This window comes from Stenotrophomonas sp. YJH_SMC_122, from assembly GCF_059369535.1.
In genome coordinates, this window is sequence record NZ_JCAFST010000002.1 from 340,495 (window position 1) to 352,100 (window position 11,606).

The 11,606-nt window shown below is 67.3% G+C and carries 13 protein-coding genes; 8 read left to right on the forward strand and 5 right to left on the reverse strand.

Annotated features, from left to right (window positions below; translation table 11 throughout):
- Positions 1-55: 55 nt before the first annotated feature.
- Positions 56-457, reverse strand: a complete 402-nt coding sequence (locus AC5P66_RS05095) for a hypothetical protein (RefSeq protein ID WP_099495461.1) — start codon at positions 455-457, stop codon at positions 56-58.
- Between the two features lie 597 nt (positions 458-1,054).
- Between AC5P66_RS05095 and AC5P66_RS05100 the strand changes: the two genes are divergently transcribed.
- On the forward strand, positions 1,055-1,825 hold the full coding sequence (locus AC5P66_RS05100; protein ID WP_099495462.1) for a DUF3011 domain-containing protein: 771 nt from the start codon (positions 1,055-1,057) through the stop codon (positions 1,823-1,825).
- Between the two features lie 56 nt (positions 1,826-1,881).
- Here AC5P66_RS05100 and AC5P66_RS05105 read toward each other — a convergent pair whose 3' ends face one another.
- Entirely contained in the window at positions 1,882-2,331 is a 450-nt protein-coding gene (locus AC5P66_RS05105) for a hypothetical protein (protein ID WP_495216104.1), read from the reverse strand.
- A 272-nt stretch (positions 2,332-2,603) separates the two neighbouring features.
- On the opposite strand from AC5P66_RS05105, the gene rocF reads away from it, so the two are divergent.
- The 3 genes from rocF to AC5P66_RS05120 all read left to right on the forward strand — a co-directional run bounded on the left by rocF (position 2,604) and on the right by AC5P66_RS05120 (position 4,249).
- A complete protein-coding gene (gene rocF / locus AC5P66_RS05110; RefSeq protein WP_099495464.1) occupies positions 2,604-3,524 on the forward strand; it encodes an arginase in 921 nt (306 codons plus the stop codon).
- 163 nt (positions 3,525-3,687) lie between these two features.
- The gene (locus AC5P66_RS05115; protein WP_019661832.1) at positions 3,688-3,825 is read left to right on the forward strand and encodes an entericidin A/B family lipoprotein; all 138 of its coding nucleotides are present in this window, start codon (positions 3,688-3,690) and stop codon (positions 3,823-3,825) included.
- 202 nt (positions 3,826-4,027) lie between these two features.
- Entirely contained in the window at positions 4,028-4,249 is a 222-nt protein-coding gene (locus AC5P66_RS05120) for a CsbD family protein (RefSeq protein WP_019661831.1), read from the forward strand.
- 66 nt (positions 4,250-4,315) lie between these two features.
- Here the strand turns inward: AC5P66_RS05120 and AC5P66_RS05125 are convergent, their stop codons facing one another.
- Positions 4,316-5,116 carry a hypothetical protein gene (locus tag AC5P66_RS05125; RefSeq protein ID WP_099488053.1) on the reverse strand — a complete coding sequence of 267 codons (801 nt, stop codon included), beginning with the start codon at positions 5,114-5,116 and terminating at the stop codon, positions 4,316-4,318.
- Between the two features lie 108 nt (positions 5,117-5,224).
- Between AC5P66_RS05125 and AC5P66_RS05130 the strand changes: the two genes are divergently transcribed.
- The 4 genes from AC5P66_RS05130 to AC5P66_RS05145 all read left to right on the forward strand — a co-directional run bounded on the left by AC5P66_RS05130 (position 5,225) and on the right by AC5P66_RS05145 (position 9,777).
- Positions 5,225-6,517 carry a tryptophan--tRNA ligase gene (locus AC5P66_RS05130; protein WP_049412569.1) on the forward strand — a complete coding sequence of 431 codons (1,293 nt, stop codon included), beginning with the start codon at positions 5,225-5,227 and terminating at the stop codon, positions 6,515-6,517.
- Positions 6,518-6,640: 123 nt separating this feature from the next.
- Positions 6,641-6,937, forward strand: coding sequence for a hypothetical protein (locus AC5P66_RS05135; RefSeq protein WP_049412567.1), 297 nt, complete (start codon positions 6,641-6,643; stop codon positions 6,935-6,937).
- 148 nt (positions 6,938-7,085) lie between these two features.
- Positions 7,086-8,018: an MBL fold metallo-hydrolase gene (locus tag AC5P66_RS05140; protein ID WP_049412565.1), complete on the forward strand. Its 933-nt coding sequence runs from the start codon at positions 7,086-7,088 to the stop codon at positions 8,016-8,018.
- Positions 8,019-8,124: 106 nt separating this feature from the next.
- Positions 8,125-9,777 (forward strand): M28 family metallopeptidase, encoded by a 1,653-nt coding sequence (locus AC5P66_RS05145; RefSeq protein WP_049412562.1) that lies wholly within the window; start codon positions 8,125-8,127, stop codon positions 9,775-9,777.
- A gap of 113 nt (positions 9,778-9,890) precedes the next feature.
- Here AC5P66_RS05145 and AC5P66_RS05150 read toward each other — a convergent pair whose 3' ends face one another.
- Positions 9,891-10,226, reverse strand: a complete 336-nt coding sequence (locus tag AC5P66_RS05150; RefSeq protein WP_495216105.1) for a hypothetical protein — start codon at positions 10,224-10,226, stop codon at positions 9,891-9,893.
- A gap of 31 nt (positions 10,227-10,257) precedes the next feature.
- Positions 10,258-11,592, reverse strand: a complete 1,335-nt coding sequence (locus AC5P66_RS05155) for an MFS transporter (RefSeq protein WP_005420583.1) — start codon at positions 11,590-11,592, stop codon at positions 10,258-10,260.
- Positions 11,593-11,606: the final 14 nt, after the last annotated feature.

The window sequence follows — 11,606 nt, forward strand, 5'->3', positions numbered from 1 at the left end:
TGACGTGGGCAGATCCTTCGATCAACGCCGCACACACACTGCGACCACCGCAGCCTCAGCTACGCACCTGCAACGCCACATACTCCGCCAGGCCCCGGCAGGCCAGCATCAGTCCTTCGCGCGTGCCGTCACCGATGTCGTCTTTCTCTTCCCCGTCCACGCGCACGCGCTCGGCGGCGTGGTACAGCTCCAGCAGTGACACCAGGCCCACTGCGGCGCGATCCCGGCGCGCGGCGGCCACTGCCTGGCCGGGTGTGCTGGCGGGCCCCGTCCACGGCTGTCCATCGGCGGCATCACCGGCGCGGATGCGCTGCAGGCAGCTGGGCAGGTTGATGGACGCAGGCGCTTCGTTCGCAGCGGCGAAAGCGGCTTCCAATGGCTGCGCCAGTTCAGGTGGCAGGCGTAGAGCCGCCTCGCCGAGGGTGGCGGTCAGGTACGGGTGGCGGGTTCTGGACATGCGGGCATCCTCGGCAGGAACAGAGATGCCACCGGAGAAGGGTGGCGGGCGATACGTGGTTTCCAATCCCGGGACTGAATAAGCCGGTGGGCACGAAGCCCCCACGCACCGCCCGCCGTCGATCGGCGAACGGATTGCCAGCCGGCGCCGCACCTGGGAAGGACGACGCCGGCTGGCAAGCGTATACAGCTTTCAGTCTTCGGGTTGGAAATCCCGGCCACCTCGCTGAAGGTGGCGATTCATCATGCGCACGCGAAATCCCCGCCTGCCAGTCGTTTGTTTCGATGGCATCGGGTGATCTGAAAGGAAAAATGAATTATCGCGTTTGGCCCGTTTCGAGCATCGCAATGCCAGAAGCGACATATCGCGCGGGGCTGCAACCAACGACGAATCCTGGTGCGTCATTGCTGTCGCACAGCCCTTCATGGCCCAGGAAGTAAAGCTGGCTTAACTTCCCCGGCAGGGCTTCCAGAACACGCTACCAGACATGAATCCCCACGCGCACCGCCCGGATCTTGATATTCCTCACGGACCGCCCGCAGCGCCCACCGCATACTGCCGCTAACGCCCACCCTGGGGCCCCTTCGGGATCCGCACATGCGTCGCCATGCCCTGTCGCTCACCGTCGCACTGTTGTCCACCGCGTTCGTGGCCCCGGCCATGGCCGCCGTGCCGTTCTTCAACGCCAGCTGCCCGGGCGGCATCGATGTGCACGCTGACGAAGGCGGGCCGGTCTACGTGCAGGGCCGCGAGGCCACGCTGAAACGCTTCAACGACCGCTATTTCGAAGCCCGCGACGCCAACAGCGGCATCACCCTGTCGATCAGCCGCAGCGATGACGGCACGCCGCAGATCAGCTACACCGGCCGTGGCGGCGCCAATGGCATCTGCCAGGTCAGTAGCAGTGGTGCGCCTGCGCCCCCCGCAAACAGCATTCGCCCTCGCGACGCTGCCGCCGGGGATGCCGCGCTACCGCGCGAAGTCACCTGCGAATCCACTGACGAGCAGCAGGTGTCGTGCGATCTGAATACCCGCGGCAATGTGGAAATCGTGCGCCAGCTCAGCCACACCCGCTGCGAGGAAGGCAAGAACTGGGGCCTGTCGCGGCACTCGGTGTGGGTCAATGGCGGCTGCCGCGCGGTGTTCCGCAATGTGTCTTCGGTGACCACCCCGGCGCCGGCAGGCGATACCGCGCTGGGTTCCTGCAACATGCGCAAGGGCGCGCAGGGCACGCTGGTGACCCAGATGCCGGTGGGCAGCGATTACCAGGAACTGATCATCGATTATCCCGATGGCCGCTTCCTGTGCATGATGCGCAACAGCGGCCAGGTGCAGAGCCTGACGCCGGTTCGCCGCCGCGGCGGTTGAGGCGCTGCGGCGGCGTGTCCGAAGGGGGCAGCGCGGTGCGCGTTGCCCCAGTCCGGCTATTGCTGGTTCACCGGGTCATTTCCCTTCTTGTAGGAGTACCCGGTGACATCCCAGCCGCCGCCATGGCCGGATGAGGGTTCTACCCAGGTGAATTCCCACGCCTGGATGGAGCCGTCGGGAAGCAGGTTTTCCACCCGGTAGATCTCACCGGGAATGCCCTGGTCTGGCAGCTTTCCAGGAATCGATTCATCCGAGCGTGCAGACGCACGTCCTACGGAGACTGCCTGTCGTTCCACCTGTATGCTGCCGTAGCCCTGCGGGGCGAACGACGGCTTCACCCGCTGCGCCACCCAGTCGAGTACCTGGCGTGCGCCTGCCGTCTGCATGGGGTACGCGTCGGTGGTCACCGTATGCGTGATGCGTTGCGAGGGTGCACTGGCAGCGGCGGGAAACAGTCCGCCCAGGGCAATTGCCAGTACCGCAAGTCCATTGAGTGCATGTTTCATGCGCGTGGTGCTCCATGAGTGAGGAAGTGATGCGGCACCTTCAGGGTGCCGACGCAGCCTGGACACAACAACAGCCTTGCGTAAGAGGCGAAACCGACCGGGATGTGAAGCGGGTCGCGGAAGGTTGAATGTCTGACGATCCAGCGCTGGAAAGCCTGACCGGTAAGGGCCACCCGTTCCTGGCGATCTTACCCTCGGCCTGCTGCACCGCCGCGAGTGGTGTCACACAGCTCTGGCTAGACTGTGCTTCTTTTTTCGCGCAGGAGGCACCCATGGCCCGTCCCATTTCCGTATCCCTGATCGGCGTTCCCACCGATGTCGGTGCGGGCCATCGCGGTGCACGGCTGGGGCCGGAAGCGCTGCGCGTGGCGGGCCTGCCGGAGGCGCTGGAGGCGCGCGGCGTGGACGTGCGCGACGTGGGCAACCTGGATGGCCCGCGCAACCCCTGGACCGCGCCGGTGGAGGGCTACCGCCACCTGGATGAGGTGGTGGCCTGGAACCACGCATTGATGGAAGCCAGCTACGCCGAACTCCAGGCCGGCCGCATGCCGATCATGCTCGGCGGCGACCATTGCCTGGGCATCGGTTCGATCACCGCCGTCGCGCGGTGGTGCCGCGAGCAGGGGAAGAATCTGCGCGTGCTGTGGCTGGACGCGCATTCGGACTTCAATACCAGCGATGTCACCCCGTCGGGCAACATCCACGGCATGCCGGTGGCCTGCCTGTGCGGGCTCGGCCCGGAGGCGCTGACCCACCTGGCCGGCAGCGCACCGGCGATCACCCCGGCGCAGATGCACCAGATCGGCATCCGCTCGGTGGACCCGGAGGAAAAGCGCCTGATCAAGACCCACAAGGTCGATGTGTACGACATGCGCTACATCGACGAGAACGGCATGAAACGCGCGGTGGAAGCGGCGCTGGCCGGCATCGATGAGAACACCCACCTGCATGTCAGCTTCGATGTGGATTTCCTCGACCCGAGCATCGCGCCGGGCGTCGGCACCACCGTGCCGGGCGGGGTGAACTACCGCGAGGCGCAGCTGGTGATGGAAATGATCGCCGACACCGGGCGCATGGGTTCGCTGGACATCGTCGAGCTCAACCCCTTGCTGGACAAGCAGAATGCCACCGCCGAACTGGCCGTGGACCTGGTGGAAAGCCTGTTCGGCAAGTCCACCCTGATGCGCGACTGACCGCCCCCTGCTGAACGGATAGCCGAACCGTTCACGCCCGCTCCACGCCGCTGCCGCCAGATTGCACTTCACGCGGCGGCAGTGGGCATTGGTGCCCTCCCGCCGAGCGAGAGAATCCCATCCGCGAATGAAGCGGTATAGCGGCGAACCCAAGGAGAAGCCCATGAAGCGCGTAGTTGCCCTGATGCTGTTGTCGATGTTCTCGGTGGCCCTGCTGGCCGGTTGCAACACCGTGGCCGGTGCCGGCAAGGACGTGCAGAAGGCCGGTGAGAAGGTTGAGGATGCCGCGAAGGGCAACTGAGCCCGGTGCGGAACGGAAAGAGAAAGGCCGGGGATCATCCCCGGCCTTTTTTTATGCCCGCTGCCACGCACGGCTGTGCAAGCGGAGTGAACCATTCAAGCAGGTGAGCATCTATTTCATTGCCGGTTGACCGGTATTCAACAGCCGCTGCGCGAAGCTGGAGCTACGGTAAGAACGCCGTTGCAACCAAGGACTCCCAGCAATGAACAAAGACATCATTTCCGGCAAGTGGTCGCAGCTGAAGGGCAAGGCCCAGGCCAAGTGGGGCGATCTGACCAACGACGATTTCGATGTGGCCGAAGGCAATGCCGAATACCTGGCCGGCCGCCTGCAGGAACGTTATGGCTGGGCCAAGGACCGTGCCGAGAAGGAAGTCAGGGATTTCGAAGACAGCGTGCGCAAGGACTACCCGGACTACAAGTAAGCGCGACGGATTCCCCCACAGCACAACGCCCGCACCGTGAGGTTGCGGGCGTTGTGCTGTCTCCGCTCAGCGTGCCGGCGGGTCCGGCACGTAACGGTTGGGGAAGGCCTGCGGTTCGCGCGGCAGGCGCGAGGGCGCATCGACCAGGATGCCGCGCGCACGCAGGTTGCGGGCGCTGTCGTAGCGCAGCTGCAGAACCTGCGCCGGGCTGCGGCTGGCCCGTTCGAAGTCGGTATCGCGCACCGAAGATTGTTCACGTGCGCCGTGGCCGGTGCCCAGCGCTGGCGCCTGCGACTTGCTGGCATAGCCCTCGATGCGGCTGGCACTGGCGTCGGCGGCAGCCTCGGCTTGCGCGGTCGGTGCCGGCAGCGGCACGCCACGTCGCAGGATCGGCTGCGGGTACCAGCGACGCGCCTCCTCGAACACCGCCACCCCGACCACGCCGATGTTGTCCGGACGGCCGGTGCGGCTGGCGTAGCTGCCGCTGGGGCTGCTGAACACGAACTGCGCCACCTCGTCCTGGCTCTTGCGCCAGCCGGTGATGTCGGCGCGCTGGCCGGGGTTGAGCACGTAGCCGGTCTGCGAGGGATCGGCATCTTCGCCGGAGATGGCATTGACGCCGTCCACCGACAGCACCACCAGCACCCGGCGCGGGCTGTCGTTGTACAGGCGCACGGCGTAGCGGTGGCCGCGCTCGCCAGCCACCCAGCGCTGGCCCTCGGCGGGGTAGCTGCGCAGTTCGGTGCCGCGGTCGCGGTCGACCAGGGCCATGCGCACGGGGCCGCCGTCGTACACCGGCGGCGGCATGGGCGCCGGGCGGAAGCCGGCCAGGGGCAGGATCAGCAGCAGGGGCAGCAGGCGTTTCATCGGGCGTCTCCAGCGGGGTTGCGTGAATGAACGCGCCGCGGGCCCTGACGGGGTTGGTGGCGTGCAAGGTAAACTGGCCCCGTTCATCGAAGGTTACCCCACGCAGTCATGACCACCCGAGTCCTTACCGGCATTACCCCCTCCGGCACGCCCCACCTGGGCAACTACGTTGGTGCCATCCGTCCGGCCATCGCGGCCAGCCGCGCGCCGGGGATCGAGAGCTTCTTCTTCCTGGCCGACCTGCACAGCCTGATCAAGTCGCAGGACCCGCAGCGCACCCAGCGCGCGACCCTGGAGATCGCGGCCAGCTGGCTGGCCTGCGGCCTGGACCCGGAACATGTGTGGTTCTACCGCCAGAGCGACATCCGCGAGACCACCGAGCTGATGTGGTTCCTGACCGCCATCGCCAGCAAGGGCATCCTCAACCGCGCGCACGCCTACAAGGCAGCGGTGGACAAGAACCGCGAGGAAGGCGTGGACGAGGACGCAGGCGTCAGCGCCGGCCTGTTCATGTACCCGGTGCTGATGGCGGCCGACATCCTGATCTTCAAGGCCAACCAGGTGCCGGTGGGCCGTGACCAGATCCAGCACATCGAGATGGCGCGCGATTTCGCCCAGCGCTTCAACCACGTGTACGGCAAGGAGTATTTCCCGCTGCCGGACGTGGTGATCGACGAGCAGGTGGCGACGCTGGCGGGCCTGGATGGCCGCAAGATGAGCAAGAGCTACCACAACACCATCCCGCTGTTCGTGCCGCGCGAGGAGCTGAAGAAGCTGGTGTTCTCGATCCTGACCGACTCGCGCGCGCCGGGCGAGCCAAAGGACACCGAGGGCTCGGCGCTGTTCCAGATGTACCAGGCGTTCGCCACCCCGGAACAGACCGCCGAATTCGCCAGGGCGTTCGCTGCGGGCATCAGCTGGGGTGACGCCAAGCAGCAGCTGTTCGAGCGCATCGACAGCGAACTGTCGCCGCTGCGCGAGCGCTACAACGCGCTGATGGCCGAGCCGGAGAAGATCGAAGCGCTGCTCAAGCGCCGTGGCCAGCAGCTGCGCGAGCAGCTGGCGGCGCCGCTGCTGGACGAGCTGCGCCATGCGGTGGGCCTGCGTGACCTGTCCAGCGCCGGCGACATCGCCAGTGAGGACGCGGGCGTGGCCCGTGTGGCACCGCCGCAGTTCAAGCAGTACCGCGAGAAGGATGGGCGTTTCTACTTCAAGCTGACTGCTGGTGACGGCACGCTGTTGATCCAGAGCGAAGGCTTCGATTCGCCACGTGATGCCGGCCAGCTGATTGCCGTGATCAAGCAGGCCGAGCAGGGCGACCAGCTGCAGAGCGAGCTGTTCAAGCTGGACGCCGAGGTGGACGCGGTGCTGGCCGCCCTGGCCGCGCTGCGCGAAGCGTAAAGGTAGTGCCGGCCGCTGGCCGGCAACTGCATGGGAAACGCCGGCCAGCGGCCGGCACTACCCGCCGCCCAAGGTCATGGCATGATGTCCGCGCGCCTCCGGCGCGATGACATGGAGTCTGCGATGGCCTGGTTGTCGCTGCTGCTGTTCCTGCCCTGGTTCCTGCTGCTGGGCAGCCTGTACTGGCTGTTTCCGCGCCAGCCGCGCAGCGCGCGGCGGCGCCTGTTCGATGGCACCACCCTGGTCGTGGCATTCGCGCTGAGCATCGTGTCGATGCTGTGGGGCTACCGCCTTGGCGTGGTGCAACCCGGCGCCGGCCCGATCTGGCCGCAGGTGCTGGCGGTGCTGTATGCCTATGGCGCATTCCTGGCGGTGCTGGTGCTGGCCCTGCTGCTGCGGCCGCGCTGGCTGCACCGGTAGTGCCGGCCGCTGGCCGGCAACGGCATTCAACGGGCTGCCCGAGGTTGCCGGCCAGCGGCCGGCACTACCCGACCAAAGCCGCATCGAACCTGGACCGCCTGCGCGCCTACCATGGGCGTCTGTTTCCGAGACTGCCAGGTGCGTGCCGATGATCGCCGACCCCAGCATCCACACCATCGATACCGGCTTCCAGCGTCCCGATTTCGACGCGGCCTACCTGATCGTTGAAAACGGCCGCGCGGCCTTCGTCGACTGCGGCACCGGGCTGTCAGTGCCGGCCATGCTGCAGGCGCTGGTGGACGCTGGCCTGGGCGTGGACGCGGTGGACTGGCTGCTGCTCACGCACGTGCACCTGGACCACGCCGGCGGCGCCGGACTGCTGATGCAGCAGCTGCCCAACGCAAAGGCGGTGCTGCATCCGCGCGGTGCGCCGCACATGATCGACCCGACCCGGCTGATTGCGGGTGCGACGGCGGTGTACGGCGCCGAGGAGATCGCGCGCAGCTACGGCCGCATCGAGCCGATTCCCGAACACCGCGTGGTGGTGGCCGAAGACGGCCACCGCATCGATCTCGCTGGCCGCGAGCTGGTGCTGCTGCACACGCCGGGCCACGCCCTGCACCACTATTGCGTGTGGGATGCACGCAGCCGCAGCTGGTTCACCGGCGATACGTTCGGCATCTCCTACCGCGAGCTGGACAGCGCGCAGGGCGCTTTCATCTTCCCGACCTCCTCGCCGGTGCAGTTCGACCCGGAGGCGATGAAGGCCTCGATCCGGCGCATGCTCGATTACGCGCCGCAGGCGATGTACCTGACCCACTATGGGCGCGTGGAGCAGGTGGAAAAACTGGCAGGGGACCTGTTCGAGCAGATCGATGCGATGGCCGCCATCGGCCGCCAGTGCGATGGCCGGCCGGACCGCCACCGCTGCCTGCTGGCCGCACTGCAGGCGCTGTACCTGGAACGCGCACAGCTGCATGGTTGTGCGCTGGACGATGCGGCAGTGACCGCCGTGCTGGCGATGGACATCGAGCTCAACGCACAGGGCCTGGCCTGCTGGCTGGACCGCATCAGCAGGTAGATCCACGCCCTGCGTGGATGACGCAGGCCCAAGCCTGCGCCGTGATGTCACGACCACGTTACACTCTGGTGACTTCCAAGCTAGCCGTGGTACTGCCGTGAATCCGATGCGCGTGTTGCTGCTGTCGTCCTGCCTGTTCGTCGGGGGCCTGGCCCATGCGGCCAACGACCTGCCGGGTGGCGGCATCGATCCGCAGGCACTGTCGCGGCACGTGCGCGTGCTGGCGTCGGATGAGTTCGAGGGCCGCGCACCGGCCACCGAGGGCGAAGAGCGCACGGTGCAGTACCTGATCGAGCAGTTCCGCAGCTATGGCCTGCAGCCGGGCGGCGTGGATGGCAGCTGGGTGCAGCCGGTCCCGTTGGTGCGCGCGCAGTTGGATGGCGCAGCCAGGGCCAGCCTGTCGCTGAAGCAGGGCAAGCGTGCGCTGGCCAACGGCGTGGACGTGACCCTGCAGAGCCTGCAGCCGCGCAAGCGCGTGCAGATCAAGGACGCGCCGCTGGTGTTCGTCGGCTACGGCATTGATGCGCCGGAACGCCACTGGAACGACTACAAGGACGTGGACCTGCACGGCAAGATCGCCGTGGTGCTGATCAACGACGCCGACTTCGAGGCCGATGCGCCGGGCGCGTTCGATGGCAAGGCGGTGACCTACTACGGCCGCTGGACCTACAAGTTCGAGGAAGCCGCACGCCGGGGTGCCGAGGGCGTGCTGATCGTGCACGAGACCGCGCCGGCCGCCTATGGCTGGGCCACGGTGAAGAGCTCGGGCACCTCGCCGCTGTTCGACATCGAGCGCAGCCAGGCAGAAGCGATGGCGCAGCACACGCCGCTGCGCGGCTGGATGCAGCGCGAGCTGGCCGAGGCGATCTTCGCCGACGCCGGCCTCGACTTCGATGCTGAGAAGCGCAAGGCGATGCGTGCCGACTTCCGCCCGGTTGCACTGGGCAACGCCAAGCTGAGCGTGGATTTCGCGCTCAAGCGCGAGCAGGTGGTGACCCGCAACGTGGTGGCCAAGCTGCCCGGTGGCGAGCATGGCGACGAGGCGGTGATCTTCTCCGCGCACTGGGATGCGTTCGGTATCGGCCAGCCCGACGCCAAGGGTGATCGCATCCGCCGTGGTGCAATCGACAACGCCACCGGCGTGGCCACGGTGCTGGAACTGGGCCGTGTGTTCGCCGCTGGCCCGCAGCCGCAGCGAACGCTGTACTTCGTGGCACTGACCGCCGAAGAGAAGGGCCTGCTGGGCGCCAGCTACTACGCCGCGCATCCGCTGGCGCCGCTGGACAAGACCGCTGCGGTGCTGAACATCGAAATGTTCAGCCCGGATGGCCCGACCCGCGACATCGCCTCGTGGGGCAAGGGCCGGGTCTCGCTGGAACGCGACCTGGAACGCGTGGCCAAGGCCCGCGGCCGCAGCTACAGCCCGGATCCGAACCTGGAAGCCGGTTTCTTCTACCGCGCCGACCACTTCGCCTTTGCCCGCCTGGGCGTGCCGGCGATCACCATCGGCCCGGGCCTGGACAAGCTGGACGGTGGCGTTGAAGCCGGCCGCGCGCTGCGCGAGAAGTACTTCGCCGACTGCTACCACCAGGCCTGTGATGCCTGGACGCCGAGCTGGGACCCGAGCGGCCACGCTGCCGACACCCTGCTGGTCTACGACCTGGGTGCGGAGCTGGCCAACAGCCGCCGCTGGCCGACGTGGGAAAAGGAATCGGAGTTCCGCGGCGCGCGCGACAAGAGCGAAGCGGCCCGCCGCTGAGGTAGTGCCGGCCGCTGGCCGGCAACTCCCTGCTCTTCCCGGAGGTTCATGAGGTTGCCGGCCAGCGGCCGGCACTACCGAAAGAAGGTGGCTTTGCCGGCCAGCGGCCGGTACTACCGGCGCCGGCGCAGCAGCTTCCATGCGCCCCAGCCGCCGGCAGCGAGCGCGGCCAGATAGCACGCCCCCATCGTGCGCAGGCCGACCAGCGACCCGGCGTTGACGCCGCGATGCAGCCGCAGCTGCAGCGAGCTGTGGCCACTGCCCAGGTCCACCGCCAGCTGCAGCGCCAGCGCGGCGCAGACCACCAGCAGGGCGACCCCGAACCCCGTGCGCGGCCACGTGGCCTGCGCGTTGGGGCGGCGCAGCACCCAGGCCACTGCCGTGGCTGCGGCCAGCGTCACCGCGATCCACATCAGCGCGGTGGCGGGAGAGGTAGCGGCCACCGGCATTGCACCAGTGGCCGCGATCAGGGCAACGCGCTTACTTGCGGGTGCCGTCGAGCCAGTTCGGGCCCTTGTTGGTAAGGAAGAACACATAGACCACCAACGATACCGCGATCGTCGCGGTCACGTAGATGGCGAACCAATCGACGTGGCCGGTCTTCAGCGCGCCCTGGTACAGCAGCGGGGCGGTGCCGCCGAACAGCGAGTTGGCCAGCGCATAGCCCAGGCCCACGCCCAGTGCACGCACGTGGGTGGGGAACAGCTCAGCCTTCACCACCGCGTTGATCGAGGTGTAGCCGGTGAGGATGACGAACGCCAGCGCCAGGGTCAGGAAAGCCAGGGTGGCGTCATGCTGGTGCGGCAGCTGGGTGATCAGGTACCAGCTGTACAGCACGCCGCCGACGCCGAAGAACACCAGCAGGGTCTTGCGGCCGATGATGTCCGACAGCCAGCCGCCGACCGGCTGCAGCACCATCAGGAAGGCCAGCACGCCCAGGTTGATCAGGGTGCCGGTCATCGGGTCGTTGCCGGCGAAGGCGCTCTGGATCATCTTCGGGCCGTTCACCGAGTAGGTGTAGAAGGCCACGGTGCCGCCAGCGGTGATCAGGAAGCACAGCAGCAGCGGCCGCCACTGGTGCACGAACAGCTCGTACATCGAACCGGACTTCTTTGCCTTGCCCTCGCGCGCGGCCTCGATCGACGACTCTGACAGCGACTCGTCCATGCCCCGGCGCAGCCAGAACACCACCACCGCGGCGATGCCACCGATACCGAAGGCGATGCGCCAGCCCCACTCGGAGATCTCCGGCTTGCCCCAGAAGGTCAGCATCAGCAGCAGGGTCAGCTGGGCCAGCACGTGGCCGCCGACCAGGGTGACGTAGTGGAACGAGGACAGGAAGCCGCGACGGCCCGGAATGGCGGCCTCGGACATGTAAGTGGCGCTGGCACCATACTCGCCGCCAGTGGCGAAGCCCTGCAGCAGGCGTGCGAACAACAGAATCACGGCGGCCCAGATGCCGATGCTGGCGGCGGTGGGGGTGATGGCGATGAGGAACGAGCACAGCGCCATCAACGTGACCGAGACGGTCAGCGCCAGGCGGCGGCCGTGGCGGTCGGCGAAGCGGCCGAAGAACCAGGCGCCGATCGGGCGCATCAGGAAGGTCGCCGCGAAGATCGCCCACACGTACAGGGTGGAGTTCTTGTCGTCGGGCGAGAAGAACTGCGATTCGAAGTACACGGCGAACACCGAGTACACGTAGACGTCGTACCACTCCACCAGGTTGCCGGCGGAGCCTTTGAGGGTGTTGGAGATCGACCGCCGCAGGGCGGCACGGTCGTTCGCGGGGACAACAGGTTGGGACGTGGTGCTCATCTGGGTGGAAATCC

Bases quoted from the DNA above. Each gene is read 5' to 3' on its own strand.
- AC5P66_RS05095 (WP_099495461.1), bottom strand. From the start codon at position 457: ATGTCCAGAACCCGCCACCCGTACCTGACCGCCACCCTCGGCGAGGCG.
- AC5P66_RS05100 (WP_099495462.1), top strand. From the start codon at position 1,055: ATGCGTCGCCATGCCCTGTCGCTCACCGTCGCACTGTTGTCCACCGCG.
- AC5P66_RS05105 (WP_495216104.1), bottom strand. From the start codon at position 2,331: ATGAAACATGCACTCAATGGACTTGCGGTACTGGCAATTGCCCTGGGC.
- rocF (WP_099495464.1), top strand. From the start codon at position 2,604: ATGGCCCGTCCCATTTCCGTATCCCTGATCGGCGTTCCCACCGATGTC.
- AC5P66_RS05115 (WP_019661832.1), top strand. From the start codon at position 3,688: ATGAAGCGCGTAGTTGCCCTGATGCTGTTGTCGATGTTCTCGGTGGCC.
- AC5P66_RS05120 (WP_019661831.1), top strand. From the start codon at position 4,028: ATGAACAAAGACATCATTTCCGGCAAGTGGTCGCAGCTGAAGGGCAAG.
- AC5P66_RS05125 (WP_099488053.1), bottom strand. From the start codon at position 5,116: ATGAAACGCCTGCTGCCCCTGCTGCTGATCCTGCCCCTGGCCGGCTTC.
- AC5P66_RS05130 (WP_049412569.1), top strand. From the start codon at position 5,225: ATGACCACCCGAGTCCTTACCGGCATTACCCCCTCCGGCACGCCCCAC.
- AC5P66_RS05135 (WP_049412567.1), top strand. From the start codon at position 6,641: ATGGCCTGGTTGTCGCTGCTGCTGTTCCTGCCCTGGTTCCTGCTGCTG.
- AC5P66_RS05140 (WP_049412565.1), top strand. From the start codon at position 7,086: ATGATCGCCGACCCCAGCATCCACACCATCGATACCGGCTTCCAGCGT.
- AC5P66_RS05145 (WP_049412562.1), top strand. From the start codon at position 8,125: ATGCGCGTGTTGCTGCTGTCGTCCTGCCTGTTCGTCGGGGGCCTGGCC.
- AC5P66_RS05150 (WP_495216105.1), bottom strand. From the start codon at position 10,226: ATGCCGGTGGCCGCTACCTCTCCCGCCACCGCGCTGATGTGGATCGCG.
- AC5P66_RS05155 (WP_005420583.1), bottom strand. From the start codon at position 11,592: ATGAGCACCACGTCCCAACCTGTTGTCCCCGCGAACGACCGTGCCGCC.